The organism is Shimia sp. Alg240-R146 (assembly GCF_947331465.1).
Taxonomy (GTDB): Bacteria; Pseudomonadota; Alphaproteobacteria; order Rhodobacterales; family Rhodobacteraceae; genus Shimia.
Window position 1 is genome coordinate 1320089 of sequence record NZ_CAMZOK010000001.1, and the last position, 26438, is coordinate 1346526.

Here is a 26438-nt window from a genome sequence, read left to right on the forward strand (position 1 = left end):
GATTACGCGTGGTTCTACCAGCTTTCGCCCGCGACGCCAGAGGGTTACGGTGGGGGGAATTAGCGAAAGGGAGCCAGCATGACCGAACAGCGCGAGGAGAAAAGACCTGAAGGCGAGGCGACCTTGCGGGTGTCGGCGATGCCGCGGGATGTGAACATCAACGGTGACATTTTTGGCGGCTGGGTGTTGAGCCAGATGGACAGCGCGTCGGGCATCGTTGCGGGGCAACGGGCCAAGGGGCGTGTGGCGACTGTGGCGGTGGATGCGATGAAGTTCATTCGCCCTGTGAAAGTTGGCAATATTCTGTGCGTTTGGGCGTGGGTTGAACGGGTTGGGCGCAGCTCTATGGGCGTTCGGATCGAGGCCTGGGCGTTTCGACACCGGCGTGGTGTTTATGAAAAAGTGACGGAGGCGGTGTTCACCTATGTGGCCATTGACGAGCACGGAAACCCGCGTCCGGTGCCGCCGGAAGACGAGATCTGGCCCACTGAATAGGCTGTCTGTATCGCGTAGGTATTGCGGCTGCATCGCGTAGGTGCCGCCGCGCGGTGCGTTTAGGGCGTCCTAATCGCCATTTGCGAGGGTCGTAGGCAAAGGAGATTTGCCGATGACCGGATCAAAACCACAGACCAAAACGTTGACCAAAACCCAAAGGCTGGCGCAGGCCAAATTGGCGCGTAATATGTTGCTGCTGAATTCTGAAAGTTGGCTTCCGGCGGCATTGCGGGAGGATATCCCCGAGGCGTGGCACACGCTTGAGATTGATTTGGATGTGGAGGAGCCGAAGGAGAAGGTGACCCTGTATCTGGATCAGTCAGTGGCAAAGTTTTACCGCGCGATGGGCAAAGGCTATCAGGCGCGCGTCAACCGGTTGCTGGCGACATGGGCGCAGATGAAAATCGCGGATGAGTTGCGTCTGGACAAAGCGCTCGCGGCGCGGCGTTAGGCTTTGTTCATGCCGTAGTTAGACTCGGTTTCATCGTCCATCGCGCGCAGGTTAGAGAGCGCATAGGCCAGAAGGCCGACAAAGAACGGGATCGCGAGGGAGAAGGTGCAATAGGTGCCAAAGGCCTGCCACAGGGTCGCGTTGTGAAACAGCGTCTGCACGGCGGCGACGATAATGCCTAGGAAACTTCCGACAAAGAACAGGATCAGGGCCATTGGAGGGACTCCGCCATTTGATTGGATTGCACACATTAACCTTGTCGGTGAAATAGGGCGGAAATGGGGCGCTGGCGAGGCGAGAGGGTGCCGAGGCGCGGGAGCGGCGGGAGGTTGCCGGATTATGAGGTGCTTCGGCGGAGAATGGCTTGGACAGCGGCGGTGAGGGTTGCGGCAAAGGCAGCGCCGGTTGCGATCCAGCCAAAGTACCAAAGCTGACCTGCAAAACGGTCCTCGGCATATGAGGCTGCGAATTGGGTTTGGCCGTATTTTGCCAATGCGAAGGCGAGTACGGTTGCGAGAGCGAAGGCGATGGTGAGAGGCATCGAGCGGAGTTTAAGGCCCGCAAGTGTGGCGAGGATCAATCCGACGGGCGTGCCGAGGAGTAGGGTACGTTGGCTCCACCAAGGATGCGCTCCGAGCGGTTTGGCGGTATCAATCGCGATGATGGCGGCAATAAATACGGCGGCGATCAGGGCAGGGAGCAGGTGGCGCATAGGGTGGTCCTCCGGTTGGTGGAAAGAGGATGAGGCCCAGAGGCCGTTTTGGCTAGATGTCTTGTAGGCACATAGCAGAGTTGTGAGTTGGGGCCGTTTTTTAAAGGTTCGTTATCGAGAACGTACTGGCGCGTCCGATCCGAGGGTGGCTGCGAACGCGCCCGTCAAGCCGGAGGCATGCTTTCAGCATGACGGGGGCGGGTCGGACGCGTAAGCCCGCTTTGCGGGCTTTGGGGTGTCAGTGTTGAGGTGGGGAAAAAAGAACACCCGCGGCGGGGCGCGGGTGTTCTTTCTGTTACTCAATGATTGTGTGCCGTCTCACCGGGGCGCGTACGGGTTGTTGGCTGCGCCAAAACCCTGCCACGCGCTCCTTGGAGCCCAAACGGCAATCCCAAGAAGTTCAGCCTAGCGGCTGAACTTCTTGTGCTTGAGCCGCTTTGGCTCCAAGGCATCAGCCCCAAGTCGGCGTTTCTTGTCTTCTTCGTAGTCCTCAAAGTTGCCTTCAAACCATTCCACGTGGGCGTCGCCTTCAAAGGCGAGCATGTGGGTACAGATACGGTCGAGGAAGAAGCGGTCGTGGGAGATGACCACGGCGCAGCCGGCGAAATCCACCAAGGCGTCTTCGAGCGCGCGGAGGGTTTCGACGTCGAGATCGTTGGTCGGTTCATCGAGCAGCAGCACGTTGCCGCCTTCTTTGAGCAAGCGCGCCATGTGCACGCGGTTGCGTTCACCGCCTGAGAGCAGGTTCAATGGTTTCTGCTGATCGCCGCCTTTGAAGTTGAAGGACGAACAATAGGCGCGGGAGTTTACCTGGGCGTCGCCAAGTTCGATGATTTCCGCGCCGCCGGAAATGGCTTCCCAAACGGTGTCTTTGTCGTTCAGATCGTCGCGGGATTGGTCGACATAGCTGAGTTTGACGGTGTCGCCGTATTCCACAGAGCCCTCGTCAGGCTGTTCCTGACCGGTGAGCATTTTAAACAGCGTGGATTTACCGGCGCCGTTGGGGCCGATCACGCCGACAATGCCGCCCGGCGGCAGGGAGAATTCAAGGTTCTCGATCAGTTGCTTGTCGCCATAGTGTTTTGACAGGCCGTTGACCTCGATCACTTTGGAGCCAAGACGCGGGCCGTTGGGGATGACGATCTGGGCGCGGCCGACTTTTTCGCGCTCGGACTGGTTGGCCATCTCGTTATAGGCCGAAATACGGGCTTTGGATTTGGCTTGGCGGGCTTTTTGACCCTGACGCATCCATTCCAGTTCGCGTTGCAGCGTTTGTTGCTTGGATTTGTCTTCGCGGGCTTCCTGCTCCAGACGTTTGGCTTTTTGTTCCAGCCAAGCGGAGTAGTTGCCTTCGTATGGAATGCCCTTGCCGCGGTCGAGTTCGAGGATCCAGCTGGTGATGTCGTCGAGGAAATAGCGGTCGTGGGTGACGCAGAGGATGGTGCCTTTGTAGTCGATCAGGTGCTGTTGCAGCCAGGCGATGGTTTCGGCGTCCAAGTGGTTGGTCGGTTCATCGAGCAGCAGCATTTCGGGCGCTTCGAGCAGCAGTTTACAAAGCGCCACACGGCGGGCTTCACCGCCCGAGAGGTCGGCGATGCGGGCGTCATCAGGTGGGCAGCGCAGGGCCTCCATCGAGATGTCGACCTGACTGTCGAGATCCCAGAGGTTCTGGGCGTCGATGTCGTCTTGCAACTGGGCCATTTCCTCGGCGGTTTCGTCCGAGTAGTTCATCGCCAGTTCGTTGTAGCGGTCCAGAATGGCCCTTTTGGCGGCGACGCCCAGCATGACGTTTTCGCGCACCGACAGGGTTTCGTCGAGTTTGGGTTCCTGTGGCAGATAGCCAACGCGCGCGCCTTCGGCGGCCCATGCCTCGCCGGTGAAGTCCTTATCAAGGCCGGCCATGATTTTCATGAGCGTCGATTTACCGGCGCCGTTGACGCCGACCACACCGATTTTCACGCCGGGAAGGAACGACAGGTGGATGTTTTCAAAGCATTTCTTGCCGCCGGGGTAGGTCTTGGACACGCCCTGCATGTGGTAGACGTATTGATAAGCTGCCATTTTGCGACTCCGCTGGAAAGATGTGTTTCTGCGGGTCTAGCCAAGACCGCACAAAAGGGCAATTGTTCCGGTGTTGATTTGAGGAATTGAAGCATGATCAGGCTGATTGCCGTTTTGACCCTTTGGGCGGGGTGCGCGAGCGCGCAAATGAACATAACCAACTATGAAAAAGAGGGGAGTTTGAAGCCGTTTCATCATTTGAAGTGTATTGGGCCGGAAGACTATCGGCCCGAGTATTCACCGGCAGATTTGGCGACAGGGTTGGTGGAATGCTTGAAGCGAAACAAACTGAGCAAGGCGGGTGATTTGGTTGTGGAGCTTCAGGTCCGGGGGCAGTTTGATATGGAGCGGGTCAAGGACCGCTCGGCGCACCAAGGAGTTCAAGTGTTGCTAATGAGTGCAATCAGCGAAGCCGGAGCGCGGGGGCAATCACGCGCTGAGAAGGCCATGGGGCAATTTGGTGGTGTTGGGTCGCCACGTCATGATGCTGCTTGCAAGCGGATGAAGGCTGCTGGGCCGCCGCAACACTCACCGAGCTATATGGTGCAGCACGGCATGGCCGCGTTTACAGGGTTGGACGGGGACGGGTTGGTCGCGGGGTTCAATCCGGAAAAGACGTGGCGGGAAACGCTTTCTGGCTTTTTCGGCTGCTCATAGCGTCAAAAGGGCATCAGCGCCCGCCACGTGGGGGCGGTTCGGGCGCTGGCCAAAGCATTGCTTTGGCTTTGGTGGCTGCTTCACACTGCCCGCTCAAAAAACACATCCGGATAGGGGTCGTCGTTGAAGCGCTCGATCTGGGTCCAGCCGCTGGTCTCGTAGAGCCTTACGGCTTCGCCGAGGCCGGAGTTGGTATCAAGCCGCAGGAGCGAAATGCCAAGATCTCGCGCGGCGGTCTCTATTTGCTCCATCATGCGTTTTGCCAGTCCCAGACCGCGCGCAGAAGGGGCGATCCACAGGCGTTTGACTTCGGCGTAGCCTTTGTCGGTGCCTTTGAGGCCAACACAACCCAGTGGCAGACCGTCTGACATCGCCAAAAGGAAGGTGCCGCGCGGGGGCATCATGTCGGTGGCGTCGGGGTCGGCAGACAGGTTCACGTCAAAGCCGATGTCGATGCGGCGGTCGAGTTCGCCGTAGTATTCATGCAGGCAATAGAGCGCGGTTTCCGAACGGGGATCGACCTGGTCGAAGGTGATTTCGTCCTGCCCAAGTGCGCTGCCGATCAGGTCCATCGCATCCAGCAAAGCGTCGGCGCGGGGGTGGCGGGAGAGGATGGCGTTTGCCTGTGCATCGGAGAGTGCGTTGTAGGCTGTGTGCTCGGCGCGGCCAGCCTCGGTCAGGGTGGCAATACGGCGGCGGCCATCGTTTGGGTCTTGTTCCAGCAGCACCATGCCTTCGTCTTGCAGCGATTTTAAGAAGCGGCTGAGCAGGGTTTTATCCAGACCAAGATAGCTGCGCACGGTTTCCAGTTCGGCGCCATCGGGGCCAATGGCATGCAGCACGCGCGCAGGGCCAAGCGGTCGACCACGGCCGAGGTAGCTTTGGTCAAGCACACCGGTCTCGCGCACAACGGCACGATTGAAACGGCGGATGCGGGTGATGGGATTTCGGGTCATTGGTTTACCTTGGTCAACTTTAATAAGTTACCTAAGTCAACTACCAACCCCTGTCAACGGCTTCTTTGACGGTTGACAGGCGGCGGGTGCACGGCAAGAAACCCTTGATGCAAAACGGATTGCCATATGCGCCACGCGGTCAGGTTGTCGGCCTGTTGGGAGGATCATTTGATCCGCCTCATGCGGGTCATGTGCATATCACGCAAGAGGCGCTGAAGCGGTTTGGTCTGGATGAGGTCTGGTGGCTGGTGAGCCCGGGCAATCCGCTGAAGGATCGCGGGCCGGCGGCGCTGGAGCGGCGGATGGCGGCGGCGCGGGCGATCAATTCGCATCCGCGCGTCAAGATCAGCGATTTTGAGGCCCATGCCGGAACGCGATATACCGCACGCACAATCATGGCCCTGCAGGTCGCCCGGCCAGAGACACGCTTTGTCTGGTTAATGGGCGCAGACAATCTGGCTCAGTTTCACCTGTGGAAAGACTGGCAAGAGATTGCGGCGCGGGTGCCTTTGGGGATTTTGGCCAGACCGGGTGACAGGATTGCCGGGCGTACGGGTAAGGCCGCACAGGTTATGCGCCATGCCCGGCTGCATTCGAGAGCGTCGCATTTGTTGGGGCGTAGTGCGGCGCCGGCGTGGTGTTTTGTAAACCTGCCGATGAATGACGCGAGTTCCAGCGAGATCCGTGCCAAGGGGCGGTGGCGTTAAGCCCGTTTGCGGCTGGCGAGCAGTGCGGAAGCAAGGCCTGCGGTTGCGATTAGCGCCAGACCAGCCCAAGTGAGCGCATCCGGAAAATCGCCAAAGATCACCCAGCCAAGCGCCACCGCGCTGGCGAGTTGGAAATATACGTAGGGCGCAAGTTCGGACGCATTGGCCCGCATGTAGGCATAGATCAGCAGGAAATTCCCGAGGGCGGAGAATGCGGCGCTGACAAATGTCAGACCTGCAATTGGTGCGGTTATCTCCGGCAAAACAGCAAGGCCGAAAGGCGTCAGAGCGATCGCGCCAAAAAACAACTGCGTGAACAACAGATCGGCAGGGCGGGCAGCGGTGGCGAGCCAGCGGGATGCGGTGAGGAAAGCGCCGTAAAACAGACCGGCCAATAGTGCGAAGCTGCGACCTGTGGACAGGAGCGGGCCTTCGCCGCCCAGCGAAGGGCGGACCACCAAGACCACGCCGACAAAGCCAAGCGCCATGAGCGCGGCGCGAGGCCACGTGACGGCTTCGCGCAAAAGCAGTGCAGAGAGCGCAAAGCTGAAGATCGGGCCGATGAAGAAGACCGCAAAGACATCCGCGAGCGGTGCGTGGGCCAGCGCAGTCTGAACCGACGTGATGCCGCCCACCAGCAAAAGCGCGCGAAACCATATGCGCCAGTCCCCCAAAAGGCGGAAGGTCGTTGGCCGGATCAGTGGCAGCGCGAGCAGCGCGCCCAGAGCAAACCGTGACCACGCAACAAAAATCGGGCTGAGGCCGTGATCCTGTGTCATCAGCTTGCCTGCGGCGTCCCCAGCAGGGATCAACGACATGGCGAGAAACATGAGGGCGGGCAATTTCCACATCGCTAAGCCGTATCACGCCAGATCGCGGAAATGAAAAGAAGATTTGCGGTTTGAGAGCTTGAAACCAAAGCGCGGGCGCGGGTAGGATTGAAGGTATGAGTAACGGTGTTTCAAGGCGTGTGTTTTTAGGTTTGGCGGCGGCTGGTTTGGCGACGCCAAGTTGGGCCAATCCGCCATCCAGATCGTTGCGTCCTGTGCCGCGTCCGGACGGGCTTGGCACTGTCAATATGCCCGGAATTGAGCGGCTTTTGAACGACGCAGGCGTTAGCGGCAAAGTCAGCGTTGCGGTGGCGCGGGTTGGCGATGGGAAAATTCTGGAAAGCCATGGTGCGCAAAGTGCGCAGCCGCCCGCCAGCGTGGCGAAGGCGCTGACGGCGCTTTATGCCTTGCGGTATCTTGGGCCGTCGCATCGGTTTTTGACCAAAGTTGTGGCCACGGGGCCGCTGAAGAACGGCGTCGTGCAGGGCGATCTCGTGTTGCGCGGCGGCGGAGATCCGACGTTGGACACCAATGCGGTGGCCGACTTGGCGCGTAGCTTGAAGGCGGCTGGTGTCACAGGGGTGAAGGGGCGGTTTTTGGTCTGGGGCGGCGCGATGGCCCGCGTCGCACGGATCGACAAGAAACAGCCCGATCACGCCGGTTACAATCCGGCGGTGTCCGGTCTGTCGCTGAATTACAACCGCGTGCATTTTGAGTGGAAACGCAGCGCAAGTGGCTATGTGACGTCGATGGACGCGCGGTCAAACAAATACCGCCCAGATGTCACGGTTGCGAAGATGAAAATCTCCAACCGTGATGTGCCGGTGTACACCTATAAGGCTGTGGGCAAAGAGGATCATTGGACTGTGGCGCGCAGCGCTTTGGCCAATGGTGGCGCGCGATGGTTGCCAGTGCGCCAGCCAGAGCTTTATGCCGGCGAAGTGTTTCGTACGATGGCGCGGTCTCACGGCATTGTGCTCAAGGCACCAAAGGTGACTCAAGGCGCGCCGTCTGGGACCGTTGTGGCGCAACATCAGAGTCCGGATTTGCGCACGATCCTGAAGGGGATGCTGAAATATTCCACCAACATCACGGCGGAGATGGTTGGCATGGCCGCAAGCCTTGCGCGTGGGGCACAGGTGAGCAGCTTGAAAACCTCTGCACAGGCGATGAATCTATGGGCCGCAGAGACGCTGGGCATGCAAAGCGCGCGTCTGGTGGATCATTCGGGTCTTGGAGAGGCATCGCGGATGCGCGCGGATGAATTTGCGTTGGTTTTGGCGCAGGCGTCGCAACAGAAGGTGCTGCAACCGATCCTGAAGGACATTGCGCTTCGCGGCGACAACGGACGCGTCAACAAAGGACATCCGCTTGAGGTAAAAGCCAAAACCGGCACGTTGCATTTTGTCAGCGCGTTGGCGGGATATATTTCGGGACCAGGCAATACCGAGTTGGCGTTTGCAATTTTTGGTGCGGATGTAAGTGCGCGGGAGCGGCTGATCGGGCCGGATCGGGAACGGCCCAAGGGTGCGCGGACCTACAACAGCCGGTCCAAGAAATTGCAGCAAAAGCTGATCGAGCGTTGGGGCGCGGTGTATCGGGCGTAAGCGGATGCCGCTTAGCAAGGCATGGGTGCCGCGCTAGCAATGCGTATCAAAACTTAGAAATGAGCACCGTCTGCCGATTGCGGCGACAGACATATGCGTCATGGCCAAGGTCGTTCAATTTGGGCGGCTGAGCGGATGGGAGGCGGAAGTGTCTGAGAAAAGTGATTTGAAACAAGAGTATATCGTGCAGGATGAGGCAGCGCTACGGGCGTTGTTTCCCCCAACTCATGCAGCCGCGGCGGCGAAATGTCTGGACCACCTGGACACCCACGCGCGTGATTTTATCGCGCGAGCCCCGTTTTTGTGTATTGGCACACAGGCCCTGGATGGCGCAGCGGATGTAAGCCCGCGCGGTGATCCTTGTGGGTTCGTCAAAGTGTTGGATGACCGCACAATTCTGATCCCCGACCGGCCTGGAAACAACCGGTTGGACACATTGGTCAACATCGTGACGCAGCCCTCGGTAGGGTTGTTGTTCATGGTCCCGGGCTTTGACGAAACATTGCGCATCAACGGAACAGCACGGGTGACACGTGATCCAGAAGTGTTGGCCCTGATGGAGGTGCAGGGTCGATTGCCCAAAGTCGCGATCGTGGTCACGGTGCGAGAGATGTATCTGCATTGCGCCAAGGCGTTCCGGCGGGCGAAGCTTTGGGATGCCGAGGCGCAACAAGACCGGAGCGAGATGCCGTCGCTTTTGAACATGATCCTTGATCAGACGGTTGGTGCGCCTGACGATCCCGAGGAGATGGCAGAAATCGATGCCGAGCTGGAAGCCGATTATAAGACGTCGATGTATTGATCGTTTGATGAAGGGGGCAAGGATGACAAGCCACAGCAAGCTACATGTGCTTTGCGGCAAACCGGCGGCTGGAAAATCGACCTTGTGCGCGCAGCTTTCGCGTGCGGCGGGCGCGGTTGTGATTTCAGAGGACGCATGGTTGGCGACCCTTTTCGGGGATCAGATGAGTTCGATTGCCGATTTTGTGCGCTGCTCGCAACGGGTGCGTGAGGTGACGGGGCCGCATGTGGTGGACCTGCTGAAGGCAGGCGTAACGGTGGTGTTGGATTTTCAGGCCAACACGCTGGAAAGCCGGGCGTGGATGGCAGAGTTGGCCCGACAAGCACAGGTACAGGCGACAGTGCATCATCTGGATGTATCGGACGAGGTCTGCAAAGCGCGGCTGCGGGAGCGCAATGCCAAAGGCAGTCATCCGTTTTCAGTGAGTGAGGCGCAGTTTGATCAGTTGGCGCGGCACTTTGTGGCGCCAACGGACGACGAAGGTCTTGAGGTGGTTGTGCATTCCGCGGCGTGACGCGCGGAGACCCAATCAGATGAACAAGAAAAAACGCGGCCCGCATATCGCAGGGCCGCGTTTCATGTCTTTGTCAAAGCGTGCGCGACGCTCGCAGGTTGGCTTATGCCAGTGCGAGGTTTGTCGCGGATTCGCGGCCGTCGCGGCCTGCTTCGATGTCAAAGGTCACTTTCTGGTTGTCTGCCAGGCCAGTCAGGCCGGAGCGCTCAACAGCAGAGATGTGAACAAACACGTCTTTGCTGCCGCCGTCTGGTGCGATGAAGCCGAAGCCTTTGGTGGTGTTGAACCATTTTACGGTGCCAGTAGCCATATCCGTAGTCTCCTAAAAAACCTGTCCGCAGGATTGCGACAGCGTGGCGTGGTCGGTCTGGATCGAAGGACTGACCGCCGTATGACGGGAGACAGTGGTCGAAAAAGAAAAACGTTAGCAAGCGTCACATAGGAGCTTGAGGGCACAATTGAAAGGGTTATGAATTTTTTTTTTGTTAAGGCGGTTCTTCAGCGCATCGCAAGGATTCGCTAACTAGTCTGACTTAAATCGTAAAGAGCTATCTTAAATTACAGTCGACATTGTCGGAGGCGCCCGTGACAGAAACTCTTGGATTGGACCCATTCGACCTGATGGATGCCCTGCAAATATCCGTTTTTGTTCTGAAAGTTTCGGAAGACGGTTTGCCCCGATATGTCAAAATCAACGATGTTGGTCTGGAGTGGACGGGTCTGACGCTTGAGAAGGTCGTTGGGAAAACGGCGTTGGAAATATACGGCGGCGTCGCTGGAAAAAGGGCGCTGGATCAGCATTTAGAGGTGATAGAGGCCGCGCAACCGGTGTCTTATGAGGTGATGATTCCCTTCGCACAACGGCTGGGATTGTTGCGGTCCACTTTGGTGCCATATGTGAACGAGGCGGGGAAAGTGACGCATTTGGTCGGCTCGTCCTTGGATGTGACTTCGGAAAAAGAGCGCGACGCGGCTTTGGAACTGACCAAGGTTGCCAAGGAAGAGGCGGAGGTGGCCAGCAAGGCCAAGGAACAGTTTTTGGCCAATATGAGCCATGAAATCCGCACGCCAATGAATGGGATTATGGGGATGTGCGAACTTCTCCGTGAAACGCACCTGGATCAGCACCAAGGGCTCTATGCCGACACGATTTACAATTCTGCAAATGCGCTGCTCGATATTATCAACGATGTGTTGGACTTCTCCAAAATTCAGGCGGAGAAATTGTCGCTTCAGGATGCCCCGTTTTCCCTGCGTGCGCTGGTAGAAGAAACCTGCATGTTGTTGCGACCGGGTGCTGAAAACAAAGGCGTTGGGTTGTTCTTCCACTATGATGAGGCAATGCCGGACAAGTTTGTTGGGGACCAAGGCCGCATGCGCCAAATTCTGACGAACTTGATCGGCAATGCGGTCAAATTCACGGATACTGGCCAGATTGACGTGCGCGTAGACTACGGTGAAGTGGGGCGCTTCTTGCCGTTGAAAATCTCTGTTGCAGATACAGGACACGGGATTGAGACGAGGCATCAGGAAACAATCTACTCCGCCTTTGAGCAGGTGGAGAACCCAGGTGTGAATCGAGAAGACGGAACCGGACTTGGATTGGCGATCACCCGCGCGCTGGTCGAGAAAATGGACGGTAAGATCACGCTGCAAAGCAAGCTTGGCAAAGGCACAACGTTTTCGGTGCATTTGGACCTGCCGGAGCCGAAAGCCGTGGAACCCGCATTCGTGGAGACAGCCCAGCAGGTCGGAAAATTTGCGGCAGGGTCGCAAGATACCAAAACGATGCCGCCCGACCTTAGCGGAATGACGGTTTTGGTCGCGGAAGATAACCTCACCAACCAGTTGGTCGTCAAAAAGATGCTGGGACAAACGGGCGCAACCGTTTGCGTCGTTGAAAATGGACGACAAGCACTTGACGCTTATAAGGAAGGTGACGTTGACTTGGTTCTGATGGATTTGTCGATGCCGGTGATGGGCGGCCTGGAAGCGACCGAGTTGATCCGTCGGCATGAACAGGCGGTCGGACGCCCGCACGGCAGGATCATTGCCCTAACAGCAAATGCGCAGCCAAAAGACGTGCAAGATTGTTTGGCTGCGGGGATGGACGACTTTCTCAGCAAGCCGTTCCGCAAAGAGGCGTTGTTTTCCATTTTGCAGGGCACAGCGGGTCCCGCTGCAGAAGCAGCGGGTGCTGACGGTTAAGCGACACGCCCGATCAGGGCGAGCTGATCACACCATGTGGCGGGCACGGGCGCCGCGTTCGATGCCGGCCGCGTGCAGCCGGTCGATGTTCAGCTCGTAGCGAATTTCTTCGAGCAGGCGCAATTCCGGTTCGGCCAGCGAGCCGTCCGCAGCAGCCACATCGCAAGCCAGCGCATACGCGGTTTCGTAAAGCCGCTCATCCAGTCCCTCGCGCACAAGCCCGAACAGCGCCATTAGGCCGTCTTCTTGTTCAAAGAGATCAAACACGATCTGGCTGATGGTCTGAAGGCGGTCGATGTCGTATTCGGCAAACACCGGCAAGTTGTTCAGAGCCACCTGAATCTTTATCAGTTCAGCAGTGCGGATGTTTTCGTCAGACGCGGATACGGCGATCATCACGGCAACGAGGCTGTCCTGGGGGGACAGCGCGTGGGGCAGGTCTTGGGACACGGTTATTTCCTTTGCAAGGCGGTGTTGCAGTGCAGAATATTGACTGCCAGTGTCAGGGGCAATAGGAAGCGTCGGATTGTCACGCGCATTTCGGCGCGTGGTAAGATTTCCAAAAACCGGAGAAAACCCATGTCTGACCTGCGTGAAGCAGCCCTCGTATCGAAAGCCTGGCCCTTTGAAGAAGCGCGCCGGCTGCTCAAACGGTATGAAGGAAGCAAGGACAAGAAGGGATTCGTTCTGTTTGAGACCGGCTATGGCCCGTCAGGATTGCCACATATCGGCACTTTCGGCGAAGTTTTGCGCACGACAATGATCCGCAAAGCCTTTGAGGCAATTTCCGATGTGCCGACGCGCTTGATCTGTTTTTCCGATGATCTGGACGGCATGCGCAAAGTGCCGGGAAACGTGCCAAATCCGCAAGCTCTGGAGCAACACCTGCAGCGACCGCTGACTTCGGTGCCGGACCCGTTTGGCACGCACGATAGCTTTGGCGACCACAACAACGCGATGCTGCGACGCTTCCTCGATACCTTTGGCTTTGAGTATGAGTTTTACTCGGCAAAGGAATTCTATGAGTCCGGACAGTTTGACGAGATTCTGAAGCTGGCCGTGGAACGCTATGACGAGGTTATGGCGATCATGCTCAAATCGCTGCGCGAAGAGCGTGCTGCGACCTATTCCATCTTTCTGCCGCTGCATCCCGAAAGCGGTCGAGTCATGTATGTGCCGATGAAGAAGGTCTGCGCCGAGACTTATACTGTTACGTTTGACGATGAGACGGGCAAGGAATGGACGGTGTCTGTGACGGGCGGCAATGTGAAGTTGCAGTGGAAGCCGGACTTTGGCGCGCGCTGGGCCGCGCTGGGTGTCGACTTTGAAATGTACGGCAAGGAGCATGCCACCAACGAGAAAATCTATGATGCGATCTGTCGCGTTCTGGGTGGCCGCGCGCCGAACCACTTTTCCTATGAACTGTTCCTGGACGACAAGGGACAGAAGATTTCCAAGTCATCCGGCAACGGCATCTCGATTGACGAATGGCTGACCTATGCCTCGACCGAGAGCCTGAGCTACTTCATGTATCTGAAGCCGAAAACGGCAAAGCGGATGCATTTCGATGTGATCCCGAAAGCGGTTGATGAATATCATCAGCAGCTGCGCGCCTATCACACCCAAGACGTGAAAGCGCAATTGAACAACCCAGTGTGGCACATCCATGCGGGTGACGTGCCTGAATCCGATATGGTGGTCAGCTTCTCGATGCTGCTCAATCTGGCAAGCGCGTCTTCGGCAGAGGACAAGGCCGCGATGTGGGGCTTTATCAACAAATATGCGCCTGATGCGACGGCTGAAACGCATCCCGGTATGGATGCGGCGGCGGGCTATGCGGTGCGCTATTTCAACGACTTCGTGAAGCCTGCGAAAGTGTATCGTGCGCCAACAGAGCCGGAGCGCGCTGCGCTGGAGGATCTGTGCAGTGCGCTGGGCTCGGCAGAGACGGCGCTGGCGATGATTGCGGCGAAAAACGACCTTGTTGGCAACGACGATCCGCTGCCCGAGCCGGATTTCGGCGACGAGGAGTTCTTGCAGTCAATCGTGTTCGCTGTGGGGAAAATCCACAACTTTGAGCCCCTGCGGGATTGGTTCAAAGCGATCTACGAGGTGCTGTTGGGTGCGAGCCAAGGGCCGCGTTTTGGTGGGTTCATCGCGCTTTATGGCGTGGAAGAAACCCGTCAGTTGATCAATAAAGCACTGGACGGCGATCTGGTTTAAACGCTGATCAGCGGGCTGTGCCTTGCGGCGCAGACAGGTTTAGCAAGGGTCCGCTTTGGCGGGCCCTTGGCCGTTTTGGCGTCTGCGCAAAGCGGGCGGGTGATCCGAAACGGTGGAGCGCGCGTAGTCTTTATTAGGAGGACGTGCCATGAGACAGATGCTGTTGGCAATTTTGATTGCGGTGGGCTTTGCCGTTGGGGCGGGCGCGGAACAAAACGATGAGGACGCGATTGCCCCGCAGATTGAGGCGGTCATCCATCAGCAGATGCAGGCCTTTCAGGGCGATGATTATGTGGCGGCCTTTGGGTATGCCGCAGACAACATCCGCCGGATGTTCGGCACGGCTGAAAACTTTGGAGAAATGGTCAAGCGGGGCTATCCGATGGTGCACCGCCCCGCAGAAGTGCGGTTTGGCGCGATGCGTCCGGACGGCGGTGCGGTATGGCAGCGTGTTTTGGTGCGCGACGGTGCCGGGGCATTTTTTGCGCTTGATTATCTCATGGTGCCCACCGAAGCCGGATGGCGGATTGCGGCCGTGACTTTGGTTGGTGCGCCGGAAAGCGCCTGACGTTTCACAACATTTGAGCTTGCGGCAACGCGCGGTGGTCAAGCCGCGCGTTAAAGCCTTGCGCGCTATGCCCTTGGTGTCGCCTTGAATTCGGGCGCACGGGTTGTGGATATGGGACGTCTTGCATGGTGGTGCCGGGCGCGGAAAGGGCAAGATGAACAAGGCGATTACCGACGGTTTGGTGTTGATGCCAGCGGCTTTTGCGGCCGGACTGGATGTGTGGTCCAGTGAGAATGGCACGCCGGGCTCTGACACTTATGCCGGGGCGAGCAACGCGGCCTTTGTGCCGGCGGACAGCGATTTTGGCGGGTGTCTGGAACTCTTGAAAACCGAGAGCACTCAGAAATTGCGGTATATGGCGCAAACGCCGATTTTTCCGGGGTGTTATCTGCGCATCACCGCGCGGGTGAAAGCGATCAGCGGCAACCTTCCGAACGTGCGCATTGCAGGCTGGGCTGCGACGGCGGGGGGGGCGCACGTCAATGGGCTGACTGAACTTGGCAGCAGCGAGACCTTGCAGACTTATGGCTCTGTTGTGGAGGTAAGCGCAATTGTCGGCAGTGGCGCGCGAGGTGGTGTGGATATGGTTTGGGGCACCACGCCGGCCTATGGGCATTTTGGTCTGGATCTGACCGGATCCAATGGCGGCGTTGTGCGAGTGGATGACATAAGGATCGAGGACATCACCGGCGCGTTTCACCGCGATATGATGAACTGGGTCGATGTGAAGGATTTTGGCGCTGTGGGAAACGGCAGCGTGGATTGCGCCGCGGCCTTTGAAGCGGCGGATGCGGCGGCGGATGGCAAGCGGGTGTTGGTGTCTGAGGGGGAATTCTTTCTTGGCAGCAGTGTGACGTTTGAAAATCCCGTGGTGTTTGAGGGCACCGTTACGATGGGCACAGGATCGATTTTTTCGCTGACCAAGAATTTTGATCTGCCGACCTATATCAATGCGTTCGGCAACGAGGAGTTGGCGTTCAAGAAGGCGTTTCAGGCGATGTTGAACAACGCCGATCACGAGAGCCTTGATCTGGGCGGTCGGCGCATCACCATAACCGAGCCGATTGATCTGCAAGCAGCGGTGCCCAATCGGGGCAGCTATGCACAGCGGCGTCATATTGCGAACGGGCAATTTTACGTCTCGGGTGACAGCGTTTGGGAGCCGGACGTGGTGACAAGTCAGGCGACCTATTCCACGAGCGAGGGGCGTCGTCTGCGCAATGTTAGCAATGCGGCAAACATTCAGGTGGGCTCGCTGGTGTCCGGCAACGGTGTGGGGCGCGAAGTATACGTGCGCGCCGTGAATGTGGCGACGCAGGAGATCACCCTGAGTCAGCCGTTTTATGACGCAGCAGGCACGCAGAATTTCACCTTTACGCGGTTCAAATACATCTTTGATTTCAGCGGGTTCTCCAAGATCAGCGCCTTTTCGGTTTCTGACATCGAGTTTCAGTGCAATTCCAAGGCCAGCGGGATTTTGTTGTCCCCGTCCGGCGTGGCGTTTCATGTGCGCGACTGTTTCTTCACGCGGCCGAAGCATCGCGGGATCTCGTCGCCCGGAGAAGGCTGTCAGGGGTTGTTGGTGGATCGCTGTCAATTCATCACAAACGAGGGCGGTACGCGCTCACAGGACCGGATTAGCGTTGGCATCAATTGCAACGCCAATGATTTCAAACTGCGCAACAACCGGGCGAGCCAGTTCCGCCATTTTGCTGTGATCGGCGGCGAGAACGCCATGGTGACGGGCAATCACTTTTTTCAGGGCGATGACGAGCCGGATGGCGTGCGCACGGCGGGGATCGTGTTTGCGCAGGGGTTCACCTCGGCAACGTTTGACGGGAACTATGTCGACAACGCGTTTCTGGAATGGTCAAACGAATATGACAGCGAGCCGGATTTCACCGGTGGGTTCTCGTTTGGGTCGCTGTCGATTACGGACAATGTGTTCCTGTCGGGCGATGTGGCGCCGTGGTTCGGCTATATCGTGGTAAAACCGCATGGCAGCGGCCATTTCTTTACGGGTCTCAATGTGACGGGAAACAAATTCCGGTCGATCAATGGCACAATTGATCGGGTGGATCGGGTGGACACAAGTTTCTCCGATCTCGATATGAGCAAAGGCAAAAACGTTCTGTTCGCGGGCAATACGTTCCACAATGTCGTGACCGGCGCGCACAATCCATTGAGGGTGCAGCATGACCAGAATTCACATCAGAGCACGTGGACAGTGCGCACCGAAGGCAAATTGCCCTTTGGTGGACGCGCGCGTGGCGTGGATGGCTTGGTGGCCACGTCCAAGCTGAAGGACACGTCCAATGTCACGGCCTACGACATGCCCAATGTGAATTTGGAACAAGGCAGCGATGGCAGTGAAGTCGATTTGCGGTGGGGCACGAGTTATGCCGGGGACATGACAGTGATTGTGCGGATGGACTGAGCGATTTGCGCTCAGGGAATTTGTCGCATTCTGGGGCGGGCTTCGCGCCACACCAAAATGCCGGCTGCAGTCAGGATCATTCCGGCGCCGATCCAAGAAATGGTGTCGGGCAGAACGGTGAAAACCAAGGCATCATAGAGCGCGGCGAACGCCAGTGTCGTATAGAAAAACGGCGAGACAAAGCTGGCGTCAGCCAAGCGCATGGCGTTGACAAAACAGGTTTGGGCCGAGGCCATCAACGCGCCGATACCGGCAAGCGCCGCCCATTGGGCGGCGTTTGGCGTTTGCCAGATAAAGGCCGCAGCAACGGTGGAAATCACAAGGCCGATGGCGTTGTTGACTAGCAAGATCTGGAACGGCTTTTCACGGCCGGACAGCAGTTTGATGAAGATCACCTCGGCGCCCAGTGCGCAGGCCGCGCCAAGCGCAAGGAGCGCGCCAAATTCCAGTGCGCCGGAACCCGGGCGGGTCAGAACAATGGCGCCGCCAAACGCCAGCGCTGCAGATCCCCAGCGCCATGGGCCGATGCGTTCTCCGAGGAACGGAATTGCCAGCAGCATTGCTACGACCGGGTTCAGGAAACTGATCGCTGTGGCGTCAGACAGCGGGATGAAAGCCGCTGCCGCAAACATCAGGGTCACACCGCCCCAGCCGAGCGAGGAGCGCCCGATGTGAAGCCGCCAGTTGGGACGCGTGAACTGAGGCCGCAAGAGCGCCGCAGCGGTGGAGAAAATCAGAAACGCGAAGAGAAACCGCCCGTGGCTGATCTGCAATGGGTGTAGGGGAGTGCCAAGTGCGTCGGTGCCAAGCGCCTTGGCGAGCAGGGTTGTACCCGCCGCAAAACCGGATGCCGCCAGCGTCAAGGCGGCAGCGAGGGCTGGGTTGGTGCGGGGCGGGGTTGGGGCGGTCATGGGGTCTTATGAGCAGTGCGCCGCCGAGTGGCAAGCGCTGTGCCGCGCATTTGCGCGGGTCGGCGGAAGTGCCGTCCGAAACGGGTGAATGGCGGGCAAATTGCACAATATGAAAGAAGGGGGTTCCCATTTGCGGCCTTTCAGTCTAGGCAATCGTCATGATCAAACGACGAGATATCCTGTCTGAGCGACGCCGACGCCTTTGTGCGTAATCGGCCTTTGATCCTCTGCGTCTGAAAACGGCGCAAAACCCTCCATGACTGTTGACGAAATCGCCTCTGCTCATCACTGATTGAGGCAAATTATTTTTGAAAAGGAAGATCGCGATGATCCCCTCCGTTTTGCCAACCTATAACCGTGCGGACCTGACGTTTGAGTCGGGCGAAGGCAGCTGGATGATCGAGGCGGACGGGCGACGTTTTCTTGATCTTGGTGCCGGTATCGCGGTGAATGTGCTGGGTCACGCCAATCCGGTGTTGGTTGAGGCGCTGACGGCGCAGGCAAACAAGCTGTGGCATGTATCCAATCTTTATAACATCACGCAGCAGCAGGCATTGGCCGACAAGCTGGTGGGCGCCTCCTTTGCCGACACCGTGTTTTTCAACAATTCGGGCACCGAATGCTGTGAACTCGCGGTGAAGATGGCGCGTAAGTACTGGAATGACAAAGGCCAGCCGAACCGCGTGGAAATCATCGGGTTTCATGGCGCGTTTCATGGCCGAAGCTCGGCAGGTATTGCCGCAGCTGGCAGCGAGAAGCTGACCAAAGGCTTTGGGCCTCTGTTGCCGGGGTTTGTGCATGTGGACTGGGAAGATCTGAAGGCTGTGGAAGCCTCGATCACCGAGAACACGGCGGCCGTTATTGTTGAGCCGGTTCAGGGGGAGGGCGGTATTCGTCCGATGGAAGATGCAGACCTGAAGGCCTTGCGCGAGATCTGTGACGAGGCGGGCATTCTGCTGATTATGGACGAAGTGCAATGCGGCGTGGGGCGGACTGGCAAGCTTTTTGCCCATGAATGGGCCGGTGTTACGCCGGATATCATGATGGTTGCCAAAGGCATCGGTGGTGGCTTCCCACTTGGCGCTGTGCTTGCGACCGAAGACGCGGCGAGCGGCATGGTTGCTGGCACGCATGGGTCGACCTATGGCGGCAACCCGTTGGCCTGCGCCGTGGGTGGTGCGGTTATGGATGTGGTGGCGGATGACGTGTTTCTGGCGGATGTGAACCGTAAGGCAGGTCTGCTGCGTCAAAAACTTGAAGGGCTGGTGGCGGCACATCCGGACGTGTTTGAAAGCGTGCGGGGCTCGGGTCTGATGCTGGGTCTGAAATGTGCCAAGCCGGCCTGCACGGATGTGGTGGCCGCAGGTTATGACAACGAGGTGATCACGGTGCCTGCAGCGGACAATGTGGTGCGCCTGTTGCCGCCGTTGAACATCTCTGACGACGAAATCTCCGAGGCGGTTGACCGGCTCGAAAAGGCGGCAGCGCAAGTTGCTGCAAATGTGTAAGGACCTGAGAAAATGAAGCATTTTCTGGATATCAACAAAACCGACAAATACGATCTGCGCGGCATGATCGACAGTGCCAAGGCCATTAAAGACGCGCGCAGCGGCTTGCCCAAAGGCGCGTTGGACCAAGAGCAGCCGTTAAAGGATCACATGGTTGCGTTGATCTTTGAAAAGCCGTCAACGCGGACTCGGGTGAGCTTTGACGTGGGTGTGCGCCAATTGGGAGGCGAGACGATGGTCTTGTCGGGCAGCGAGATGCAGTTGGGCCATGGCGAAACTGTTGCGGACACTGCCAAAGTGCTGAGCCGCTACGTCGATATGATCATGATCCGCACCTTTGAGGAAGCTACGCTGCTAGAGATGGCGGAATACGCCGATGTGCCGGTGATCAACGGGCTGACCAATCGCACGCATCCCTGCCAGATTATGGCGGATATCCTGACATTCGAGGAACATCGCGGCCCGATTGCGGGCAAGAAAGTTGTCTGGTCGGGGGATGGCAACAACGTCTTTGCCAGCTTTGCCCATGCGGCGGGGCAGTTCGGGTTTGACCTGACCTTTACTGGCCCGGAGGCGCTGGACCCTGAGGCGGTGTTCATCGAGGAGGCACGCAGCAAAGGTGTGTCCGTTGAGATTGAGCGTGATCCGATCAAAGCCGTGCAAGGCGCAGACCTTGTTGTGACGGACACGTGGGTCAGCATGCATGATGCGCCATCGGCGCGTGAGCGGCGGCACAACCAGCTGCGTCCGTTTCAGGTGAACGAAGAGCTGATGCAGCACGCCAACGCAGATGCGCTGTTCATGCATTGCTTGCCCGCGCATCGCAACGAGGAAGCCACAAACGCCATCATGGATGGGCCGCATTCGGTGATCTTTGATGAGGCGGAAAACCGTCTTCATGCGCAGAAAGCGATCATGAAGTGGTGTTTGGGGAAATAACTCCAATCGGCACGGAACAAATGACTGGCGCCGCGGATGACGCGGCGCCTGTTTTTGTATGCAGTCCGGCGATATGTCCCAAAATTGCCTCAAATCGTGCATAATCGTCGTTGCAAGGGCATCTGGCTTTGGGGAACAGCATGACAGACCAAGAGCGAAAACAGTCGGGGCAACCGCGCATTTTGGTGGCGGGTGCTGGCAGCATTGGCTGTTTTGTTGGCGGTATGCTGGCGCGAGGCGTGCAGGATGTGACCCTGTTGGTGCGTCCCTATATGGTCGAAGAGATTGCGATACAGGGCATTTTGCTGACGGATTTTGGCGGACTGGATGAGGCTTTGCCGCCGGATTCAGTGACGCTGGTGACCGATCCCGCGGGCTTAGCTGAGGCGGATATCATTCTGGTGACGGTTAAAAGCGGCGCGACAGCGGCGATAGCGGACCAAATTGCCGAACATGCGTCCAAGGAGGCCGTGGTGGTTTCGCTGCAAAACGGCACACAGAACGCGCGTGTCTTGCGCGAACGTCTGCAAGGCTGGGATGTGCGTGCGGGGATGGTGCCGTTCAACGTGGTCGCGATGGGCGGCGGGCGGTTTCATCGCGGCACCAGCGGTGACATCCTGATCGAGAAGGGCGCAGGGCATGTGGCGCGCAAGCTGAGTGTAAACGGGCTTGATGTGCATGAGGTCAAACACATGGAGCCGGTGCAATGGGGCAAGCTGCTGATCAATCTCAACAATGCGCTCAATGCGTTGTCTGACCTGCCATTGCGTCACCAGATTATGGATATGCGGTGGCGGCGGCTGATGGCGGATCAAATGAAAGAGGCGTTGGCGGTGCTGGAAGCGGCGAGCGTTGAGACCACAAACCCCGTCACGCAAGCGGTGCCAATGCGGTTGGTGCCACGGATATTGCGGTTGCCGACTTGGGCGTTTCGCGGCGTGGCCAAGGCGATGCTGGCGATCGATCCCACTGCCCGCAGTTCAATGTGGGAGGATCTGAGCAAGGGGCGACACACTGAGGTCGACGAATTGCAGGGGGTGGTTGTGGGGCTGGCCCGCCAGCACGGCATTCCCGCGCCGATCAACGAGCGGGTCTTAAACCTGATACGGGAAGCGGAGGCTGCCAATGCGGGTGCTCCCGGACTGCGTCCGGATCAGATACAGGGGACTTAAGCCGGCGATGTGCCGGTTACCCGATCAACGTATTGAGCAGCAAAAAGATCACTCCGGACATCACAGCTGCGGCTGGAACCGTGATCACCCAAGCCGCGACAATGGTCATGAAGTGGCTGCGACGCACAAGTTTGCGGCGGCGGCGTTCTTCCGGAGCGAGGAGCGGAATATGTGGCAGCGGACGCGTTGCTGCCAACTTGCGGCGGCGGCGTTCGGTGTGCCATTCACGGTAAAACCCAACCCCGAAAATACCGCCCACGGCGATGTGAGTGGAGCTGACGGGCAGGCCGAGCCAAGAGGCGACAATCACCGTGATCGCGGCAGAGAGCGCCACGCAGTAGGCGCGCATCGGGTTCAGTTTGGTGATCTGCTCGCCAACCATGCGGATCAGTTTCGGTCCAAAGAGGAACAGACCGAAAGAGATACCAAGCGCGCCGATAATCATAACCCAAGTGGGGATTGCCACCTTGGCAGCGATGTCGCCGAACTGCGAGGCGTGCACGATGGCCGCCAACGGACCTACGGCGTTTGCCACGTCGTTGGCACCGTGTGCAAAGGAGAGAAGTGCTGCGGAGAAGACCAGCGGCAGGCCGAAGAGGACTTTGAGAGACTTGTTGCGGTTCTCAAGGCCCTCGGATTGGCGACGGATCAGCGGGCGGGTGATGAAGTAAGTGGCAACACCAATTGCTGCACCGATCAGCAACGAGGTTTGCAGGTCGATCTTGACGATGCGCTTGAGGCCTTTGAGCGCCAGATAGGCGGCGAAGGCAGCGGCCATAATGGCGACCAGAACCGGCACCCATTTGCGCGCGGCGGCAATTTTGTCGTCCTGATAAACGATTTTGGCTTTGATAAAGGCGAGGAAGGCGGCCGCGATGGCGCCGCCAAGAACCGGCGAAATCACCCAAGAGGCCGCAATTTTCCCCATTGTCGGCCAATCCACAGCGCCAAAACCGGCAGCCGCTATTCCAGCCCCCATAACACCGCCGACCACCGAATGCGTTGTGGACACCGGTGCGCCGACCCACGTGGCCAGATTGACCCACAGCGCTGCTGAGATCAGCGCGGCCAACATGGCCCAGATAAATACCTGTGCACTTTCCATGCCTGAGGGATCGATGATGCCTTTGGAAATCGTCGATACAACGTCGCCGCCCGCAAGCAAAGCTCCGGCGCTTTCGAAAATGGCTGCGATCAGGATCGCGCCGCCCATCGTCAGGGCATTGGCGCCAACCGCGGGACCCATGTTGTTGGCCACATCGTTTGCGCCGATGTTGATGGCCATATAGGCGCCAATGGCCGCTGCGGCGACAATCAACAGGTTGCTGGGGTGGTTGCCGAAGAAAAACCCTGCAACCAAGCCCGCGACCACGATAAACGCCAGCGCGACGCCAAGGCCCACCATTGGGCGGGACACATATTGAGTGCCAGCTTCCAGATGAGAGATACGGTGCAGATCGCGGTCCAGAGCGGACCATTGTTTACCGTGTTTAGGCGCAGCCATGATGGAATCCCCAAGATATTCGCAGTCACGGCTAAAGGCATGTCCAGCGCATTTCAACGGCGCAGTCACATTTCTGTCGTAAAAGTTAAGATTTATTGCGGGAAGGAAACGCTAGGAAGACCTAAAAGTCGCGCAGCAACGCTTGCAGTTCTGGTTCGTTCACCATCTCCGCGGCCTCTTCGGGCCGCACCCACTTGCGAGTCCGCTCGTCGGCTTCGGGGAATTGGTCTTCGAGGTGCGTCACATGCGCCTCATAGACTTTGACTTCTACCGGAATTTCTAAGCCCGAATCCAAACGCTTGTCATAGCCGTAGCTGCCCACAGGGCTGGTGTCCATATTGGCCTGACGAACGCCGGCCTCTTCCCAGGCTTCCTGCAGTGCGGAGCCGGGAGCGTCTTTGCCGTCAATTGGCCAACCTTTCGGAAGGACCCAGCGGCCTGTGTCCCGCGAGGTGACTAGCAAAACTTCTTGAACGGGACCTGTTTCACGCAAACACAAAGCGGCGACCTGCAACCGCCGGGGGCGACGCAGCAGCGGGACAAGCACGCTGTCAAAAGCTTTTCTAAGTGCGCTGGGCATGGTGTGGTCAGTCTGCTCGGTCTTGTTGTTCTGTTTTTGTAGTCTTGATTGATTAAGAATGTATATACGTACGATATGCGCTCGCGTCAAGGTGGGCAGGTTTTTCAAGGGTTTCGTCGTTTTGCGCGCAATGTCGGATCGGCCTGTGTCGGGTCTTCTGGCCAAGGGTGTTTGGGGTAGCGTCCGCGCATGTCTTTGCGCACATCCGCATAGGAGCTGGCCCAAAACCCTGGGATGTCCATGGTGGTTTGCACCGGTTTCTGCCCCGGAGAGAGCAGGGTGACCCGCAATGGCGTGCGGCCCACCATTGGATGGCTGGTTTGGCCAAACATCTCTTGTAGGCGCAGCGTTATCTCCGGGGTTTCGCCGGAGTAGTCGATCGGGATCTTGCGGTTGAGCGGCGTGGTGAAATGCGCAGGCGCGAGGCGGTCAACCAGCTGCATCTGCGGCCAGTCAAGGCGGGTGCGAAGGGCTTCTAACAGGTCAAATTTTTTCCAATGATCTGCGGTTTTCACGCCAGACAGATGTGGCAATAGCCAGTCTTCAATCGAGACCATCAACCCTTCGGGTGTCATCTCCGGCAAGTCGTGACCCGCGGTGCGGATCAGCTCGACACGCGCCACGAAACGGTGTGCAGCAGGAGAAAGCGAGATGCCAAGATCACGCACGCCGTCCAGCATAGCCGCGGCTATGGCGTTATCCGGCGCGTCTTTCCAGATGCGGTCATCCAGCGCGATAGCGCCAAGGCGTTCTTGGCGTCGGGCAATGACACGCCGTTCCCGTTTGGACCACGTACAAGTGTCAGTCCATTGGATGTGTTCGCTAAACAGATCGCGAAGTTGGGCTTCTGAAATCTGGATGGCTTGGCGGATGCGGGCTTCGCGCGGGTTACCGTCAGTGTCTGTCACAACGATCAGGCGAGCATTTGCCATTGGGTCGCCATCGTCCAAAATGGCGCCTTTGCCACCGGAAAGCACGAAACGCGGCGTGTCGCCTTTGCGGCGCAGACCAATGCGGTCGGGGTAGGCCAGTGCCGCCATTTCTTCCGGGGCGAGGCTGTCTGCGCGCAGATCTCTTGTGGATTGGCGCAGGCGCTTGGCTTCGCTGCGGAGCGTTGCAAGGGTGGCGCGGTTTACGCCATAGGGGCGGCGGTTAATGAACGTCTGTAGTTCGTTAAGCGCTTCGAGCCGCAGGGCAAGGTCGACCGGCGCGCCCCGGCTAAGCGGATCGCGTGCCGCCAACAGGGCAGCGACGGGCGCAGCCTGCGGGCCCGCGACGGCCATCATATGCGCGAGACGCGGATGCAGGGGCAAAGTGGCAAGGGCTTTACCGTGCGGGGTTATGCGATTGTTGCTGTCCAGCGCACCGAGCATTCGCAGCACAGTTTGCGCTTCGGAAAAACTTCCTCGGTTGGGAGGCGTCAGAAAGGCGAGGTCGTCCGGTGTTGCGCCCCACAGCGCCAACTCAAGCGCCAGACCCGTGAGGTCGGCGGCCTCGATCTCGGCTGGGGGGAAGGGCAGCAGGCCGCCTTCTTCGCCTTTGGTCCACAAGCGGTAGCAGATGCCTTCGGCGACACGACCGGCGCGACCTTGGCGTTGGGTGGCTTCGGCGCGGGTGACGCGCTCTGTTACAAGACGCGACATTCCAGAGCCCGGATCAAAGCGCGCGCGGCGGGCGCGGCCGGCATCCACAACGACGCGAACGTCCTGAATGGTGAGCGAGGTTTCGGCAATCGACGTGGCCAGCACCACTTTGCGGCCTTTCTCAGCAGGGCGGATCGCGGCTTGCTGATCTTTGAACGGCATGGCGCCGAACAGGGGATGCAGGGTGCAGTCAGGCGGCAGGCGCAGGGCAGATTGGGTGCGGCGGATTTCGCCTTCGCCCGGGAGGAATACCAGAACGCCGCCGTCGGTTTCGGCAACAGCGTGTTCAACAAGGCGGGCGGTGGCCTCTTCCAATCGCTCGGTTTTGACCAGCGGGCGGTCGCGCCAACGGGTTTTCACCGGAAAGGCGCGGCCCTGTGAGGTGATGACCGGCACGTTGCCCATCAGCTCGGCAACGGGTTCGGCGTCAAGCGTCGCGGACATGGCCACAAGGATCAGGTCATCGCGCAGGGCGTCCGCGATCTCAAGGCACAGAGCGAGGCCAAGATCGGCGTTCAGGCTGCGTTCGTGGAATTCGTCAAAGATCACCGCGCCGATGCCTGAAAGCTCGGCGTCTGATTGGATCATGCGGGTGAGAATGCCCTCGGTCACCACTTCGATGCGGGTGGATTTGCCAACTTTGCTGTCGCCGCGCACGCGGTACCCGACAGTTTCACCGGCTTTCTCTCCCAACGTTTGTGCCATACGCTCAGCTGCTGCGCGGGCGGCGAGGCGGCGTGGCTCCAGCATAAGAATGCGGCCTTTGGTGAGGCCTGCCTCGAGCATCGCAAGCGGCACAACAGTGGTTTTGCCAGCGCCGGGAGGGGCTTGCAGCACGGCGCGATTGTGTGTCCGCAAGGCGGAGAGCAGCGGGTCAAGCGCGTCGTGGATCGGCAAGGTGGTCATGCCTGCGTTATCAGGCAGGACGCGGGCGGCGTCCAGTGGCGAGATCG

25 protein-coding genes are annotated in these 26438 nt (G+C 58.6%); 14 read left to right on the plus strand and 11 right to left on the minus strand.

The features are described from left to right. Positions 1–78 precede the first annotated feature (78 nt). Together PG871_RS06360 and PG871_RS06365 are read left to right on the plus strand one after the other, a co-directional pair. Positions 79–495 carry an acyl-CoA thioesterase gene (locus PG871_RS06360; RefSeq protein WP_270727357.1) on the plus strand — a complete coding sequence of 139 codons (417 nt, stop codon included), beginning with the start codon at positions 79–81 and terminating at the stop codon, positions 493–495. Positions 496–607: 112 nt separating this feature from the next. Further along, positions 608–946, plus strand: a complete 339-nt coding sequence (locus PG871_RS06365; protein ID WP_270727360.1) for a BrnA antitoxin family protein — start codon at positions 608–610, stop codon at positions 944–946. Here the strand turns inward: PG871_RS06365 and PG871_RS06370 are convergent. The 3 genes from PG871_RS06370 to ettA all read right to left on the minus strand — a co-directional run bounded on the left by PG871_RS06370 (position 943) and on the right by ettA (position 3719). Beyond that, positions 943–1161, minus strand: coding sequence for a hypothetical protein (locus tag PG871_RS06370; RefSeq protein WP_270727362.1), 219 nt, complete (start codon positions 1159–1161; stop codon positions 943–945). The two genes, PG871_RS06365 and PG871_RS06370, sit on opposite strands and share 4 nt — an antisense overlap. A 122-nt stretch (positions 1162–1283) precedes the next feature. Next, positions 1284–1658, minus strand: a complete 375-nt coding sequence (locus PG871_RS06375) for a hypothetical protein (RefSeq protein WP_270727364.1) — start codon at positions 1656–1658, stop codon at positions 1284–1286. Between the two features lie 405 nt (positions 1659–2063). Further along, positions 2064–3719: an energy-dependent translational throttle protein EttA gene (ettA, locus tag PG871_RS06380; RefSeq protein ID WP_270727366.1), complete on the minus strand. Its 1656-nt coding sequence runs from the start codon at positions 3717–3719 to the stop codon at positions 2064–2066. A gap of 93 nt (positions 3720–3812) precedes the next feature. Here ettA and PG871_RS06385 point away from each other — a divergent pair, with 93 nt between their 5' ends. Further along, complete coding sequence (locus PG871_RS06385) at positions 3813–4376, plus strand: hypothetical protein (RefSeq protein ID WP_270727368.1); 564 nt, start codon at positions 3813–3815, stop codon at positions 4374–4376. A gap of 80 nt (positions 4377–4456) precedes the next feature. Here the strand turns inward: PG871_RS06385 and PG871_RS06390 are convergent, their stop codons facing one another. Continuing rightward, the gene (locus tag PG871_RS06390; RefSeq protein ID WP_270727370.1) at positions 4457–5332 is read right to left on the minus strand and encodes a bifunctional helix-turn-helix transcriptional regulator/GNAT family N-acetyltransferase; all 876 of its coding nucleotides are present in this window, start codon (positions 5330–5332) and stop codon (positions 4457–4459) included. Positions 5333–5439: 107 nt separating this feature from the next. Between PG871_RS06390 and PG871_RS06395 the strand changes: the two genes are divergently transcribed. Further along, positions 5440–6039 (plus strand): nicotinate-nucleotide adenylyltransferase, encoded by a 600-nt coding sequence (locus PG871_RS06395; RefSeq protein WP_270727373.1) that lies wholly within the window; start codon positions 5440–5442, stop codon positions 6037–6039. On the opposite strand, the gene PG871_RS06400 is transcribed toward PG871_RS06395, so the two are convergent. Beyond that, positions 6036–6857, minus strand: a complete 822-nt coding sequence (locus PG871_RS06400; RefSeq protein ID WP_270727375.1) for a DMT family transporter — start codon at positions 6855–6857, stop codon at positions 6036–6038. The two genes, PG871_RS06395 and PG871_RS06400, sit on opposite strands and share 4 nt — an antisense overlap. 128 nt (positions 6858–6985) lie before the next feature. On the opposite strand from PG871_RS06400, the gene dacB reads away from it, so the two are divergent. From dacB to PG871_RS06415, 3 genes are all read left to right on the plus strand, one after another. Further along, positions 6986–8476, plus strand: a complete 1491-nt coding sequence (dacB, locus tag PG871_RS06405) for a D-alanyl-D-alanine carboxypeptidase/D-alanyl-D-alanine endopeptidase (RefSeq protein WP_270727378.1) — start codon at positions 6986–6988, stop codon at positions 8474–8476. Positions 8477–8576: 100 nt separating this feature from the next. Beyond that, positions 8577–9278 carry a pyridoxamine 5'-phosphate oxidase family protein gene (locus PG871_RS06410; RefSeq protein WP_270727380.1) on the plus strand — a complete coding sequence of 234 codons (702 nt, stop codon included), beginning with the start codon at positions 8577–8579 and terminating at the stop codon, positions 9276–9278. A 22-nt stretch (positions 9279–9300) separates the two neighbouring features. Beyond that, positions 9301–9792 carry an AAA family ATPase gene (locus PG871_RS06415; RefSeq protein WP_270727383.1) on the plus strand — a complete coding sequence of 164 codons (492 nt, stop codon included), beginning with the start codon at positions 9301–9303 and terminating at the stop codon, positions 9790–9792. A 103-nt stretch (positions 9793–9895) separates the two neighbouring features. Here PG871_RS06415 and PG871_RS06420 read toward each other — a convergent pair whose 3' ends face one another. After that, positions 9896–10102, minus strand: coding sequence for a cold-shock protein (locus tag PG871_RS06420; protein WP_054002685.1), 207 nt, complete (start codon positions 10100–10102; stop codon positions 9896–9898). Between the two features lie 275 nt (positions 10103–10377). Between PG871_RS06420 and PG871_RS06425 the strand changes: the two genes are divergently transcribed. Continuing rightward, positions 10378–12000, plus strand: a complete 1623-nt coding sequence (locus PG871_RS06425) for a response regulator (RefSeq protein ID WP_270727386.1) — start codon at positions 10378–10380, stop codon at positions 11998–12000. 27 nt (positions 12001–12027) lie between these two features. On the opposite strand, the gene PG871_RS06430 is transcribed toward PG871_RS06425, so the two are convergent. Next, positions 12028–12396: a tellurite resistance TerB family protein gene (locus tag PG871_RS06430; protein ID WP_443020479.1), complete on the minus strand. Its 369-nt coding sequence runs from the start codon at positions 12394–12396 to the stop codon at positions 12028–12030. Between the two features lie 183 nt (positions 12397–12579). Here PG871_RS06430 and PG871_RS06435 point away from each other — a divergent pair, with 183 nt between their 5' ends. The 3 genes from PG871_RS06435 to PG871_RS06445 all read left to right on the plus strand — a co-directional run bounded on the left by PG871_RS06435 (position 12580) and on the right by PG871_RS06445 (position 17228). Continuing rightward, entirely contained in the window at positions 12580–14223 is a 1644-nt protein-coding gene (locus PG871_RS06435; protein ID WP_270727391.1) for a lysine--tRNA ligase, read from the plus strand. Between the two features lie 148 nt (positions 14224–14371). Further along, positions 14372–14791, plus strand: coding sequence for a DUF4864 domain-containing protein (locus tag PG871_RS06440; RefSeq protein ID WP_270727393.1), 420 nt, complete (start codon positions 14372–14374; stop codon positions 14789–14791). Positions 14792–14945: 154 nt separating this feature from the next. Continuing rightward, entirely contained in the window at positions 14946–17228 is a 2283-nt protein-coding gene (locus tag PG871_RS06445) for a right-handed parallel beta-helix repeat-containing protein (RefSeq protein WP_270727395.1), read from the plus strand. A gap of 11 nt (positions 17229–17239) precedes the next feature. Here the strand turns inward: PG871_RS06445 and PG871_RS06450 are convergent, their stop codons facing one another. Next, positions 17240–18139, minus strand: a complete 900-nt coding sequence (locus tag PG871_RS06450; protein WP_270727397.1) for a DMT family transporter — start codon at positions 18137–18139, stop codon at positions 17240–17242. Positions 18140–18465: 326 nt separating this feature from the next. On the opposite strand from PG871_RS06450, the gene PG871_RS06455 reads away from it, so the two are divergent. The 3 genes from PG871_RS06455 to PG871_RS06465 all read left to right on the plus strand — a co-directional run bounded on the left by PG871_RS06455 (position 18466) and on the right by PG871_RS06465 (position 21758). After that, a complete protein-coding gene (locus tag PG871_RS06455; protein WP_270727399.1) occupies positions 18466–19647 on the plus strand; it encodes an aspartate aminotransferase family protein in 1182 nt (393 codons plus the stop codon). Between the two features lie 12 nt (positions 19648–19659). Then, positions 19660–20586: an ornithine carbamoyltransferase gene (gene argF / locus PG871_RS06460; RefSeq protein WP_270727401.1), complete on the plus strand. Its 927-nt coding sequence runs from the start codon at positions 19660–19662 to the stop codon at positions 20584–20586. Between the two features lie 140 nt (positions 20587–20726). Beyond that, entirely contained in the window at positions 20727–21758 is a 1032-nt protein-coding gene (locus PG871_RS06465; protein WP_270727403.1) for a 2-dehydropantoate 2-reductase, read from the plus strand. A 16-nt stretch (positions 21759–21774) separates the two neighbouring features. On the opposite strand, the gene PG871_RS06470 is transcribed toward PG871_RS06465, so the two are convergent. From PG871_RS06470 to hrpB, 3 genes are all read right to left on the minus strand, one after another. Next, the gene (locus PG871_RS06470) at positions 21775–23262 is read right to left on the minus strand and encodes an inorganic phosphate transporter (protein ID WP_270727405.1); all 1488 of its coding nucleotides are present in this window, start codon (positions 23260–23262) and stop codon (positions 21775–21777) included. Between the two features lie 121 nt (positions 23263–23383). Next, entirely contained in the window at positions 23384–23842 is a 459-nt protein-coding gene (locus PG871_RS06475) for an NUDIX hydrolase (protein ID WP_270727407.1), read from the minus strand. Between the two features lie 104 nt (positions 23843–23946). Further along, entirely contained in the window at positions 23947–26391 is a 2445-nt protein-coding gene (hrpB, locus tag PG871_RS06480; protein WP_270727409.1) for an ATP-dependent helicase HrpB, read from the minus strand. Between the last annotated feature and the right edge of the window lie 47 nt (positions 26392–26438).

Coding starts and splice junctions, on each gene's coding strand:
- ettA (WP_270727366.1), bottom strand. CDS start 3,719: ATGGCAGCTTATCAATACGTCTACCACATGCAGGGCGTGTCCAAGACC.
- PG871_RS06475 (WP_270727407.1), bottom strand. CDS start 23,842: ATGCCCAGCGCACTTAGAAAAGCTTTTGACAGCGTGCTTGTCCCGCTG.
- PG871_RS06395 (WP_270727373.1), top strand. CDS start 5,440: ATGCAAAACGGATTGCCATATGCGCCACGCGGTCAGGTTGTCGGCCTG.
- hrpB (WP_270727409.1), bottom strand. CDS start 26,391: ATGACCACCTTGCCGATCCACGACGCGCTTGACCCGCTGCTCTCCGCC.
- PG871_RS06360 (WP_270727357.1), top strand. CDS start 79: ATGACCGAACAGCGCGAGGAGAAAAGACCTGAAGGCGAGGCGACCTTG.
- PG871_RS06385 (WP_270727368.1), top strand. CDS start 3,813: ATGATCAGGCTGATTGCCGTTTTGACCCTTTGGGCGGGGTGCGCGAGC.
- PG871_RS06390 (WP_270727370.1), bottom strand. CDS start 5,332: ATGACCCGAAATCCCATCACCCGCATCCGCCGTTTCAATCGTGCCGTT.
- PG871_RS06470 (WP_270727405.1), bottom strand. CDS start 23,262: ATGGCTGCGCCTAAACACGGTAAACAATGGTCCGCTCTGGACCGCGAT.
- PG871_RS06450 (WP_270727397.1), bottom strand. CDS start 18,139: ATGACCGCCCCAACCCCGCCCCGCACCAACCCAGCCCTCGCTGCCGCC.
- PG871_RS06415 (WP_270727383.1), top strand. CDS start 9,301: ATGACAAGCCACAGCAAGCTACATGTGCTTTGCGGCAAACCGGCGGCT.
- PG871_RS06400 (WP_270727375.1), bottom strand. CDS start 6,857: ATGTCGTTGATCCCTGCTGGGGACGCCGCAGGCAAGCTGATGACACAG.
- PG871_RS06440 (WP_270727393.1), top strand. CDS start 14,372: ATGAGACAGATGCTGTTGGCAATTTTGATTGCGGTGGGCTTTGCCGTT.
- dacB (WP_270727378.1), top strand. CDS start 6,986: ATGAGTAACGGTGTTTCAAGGCGTGTGTTTTTAGGTTTGGCGGCGGCT.
- PG871_RS06370 (WP_270727362.1), bottom strand. CDS start 1,161: ATGGCCCTGATCCTGTTCTTTGTCGGAAGTTTCCTAGGCATTATCGTC.
- PG871_RS06365 (WP_270727360.1), top strand. CDS start 608: ATGACCGGATCAAAACCACAGACCAAAACGTTGACCAAAACCCAAAGG.
- argF (WP_270727401.1), top strand. CDS start 19,660: ATGAAGCATTTTCTGGATATCAACAAAACCGACAAATACGATCTGCGC.
- PG871_RS06465 (WP_270727403.1), top strand. CDS start 20,727: ATGACAGACCAAGAGCGAAAACAGTCGGGGCAACCGCGCATTTTGGTG.
- PG871_RS06430 (WP_443020479.1), bottom strand. CDS start 12,396: ATGATCGCCGTATCCGCGTCTGACGAAAACATCCGCACTGCTGAACTG.
- PG871_RS06455 (WP_270727399.1), top strand. CDS start 18,466: ATGATCCCCTCCGTTTTGCCAACCTATAACCGTGCGGACCTGACGTTT.
- PG871_RS06445 (WP_270727395.1), top strand. CDS start 14,946: ATGAACAAGGCGATTACCGACGGTTTGGTGTTGATGCCAGCGGCTTTT.
- PG871_RS06435 (WP_270727391.1), top strand. CDS start 12,580: ATGTCTGACCTGCGTGAAGCAGCCCTCGTATCGAAAGCCTGGCCCTTT.
- PG871_RS06410 (WP_270727380.1), top strand. CDS start 8,577: ATGGCCAAGGTCGTTCAATTTGGGCGGCTGAGCGGATGGGAGGCGGAA.
- PG871_RS06375 (WP_270727364.1), bottom strand. CDS start 1,658: ATGCGCCACCTGCTCCCTGCCCTGATCGCCGCCGTATTTATTGCCGCC.
- PG871_RS06420 (WP_054002685.1), bottom strand. CDS start 10,102: ATGGCTACTGGCACCGTAAAATGGTTCAACACCACCAAAGGCTTCGGC.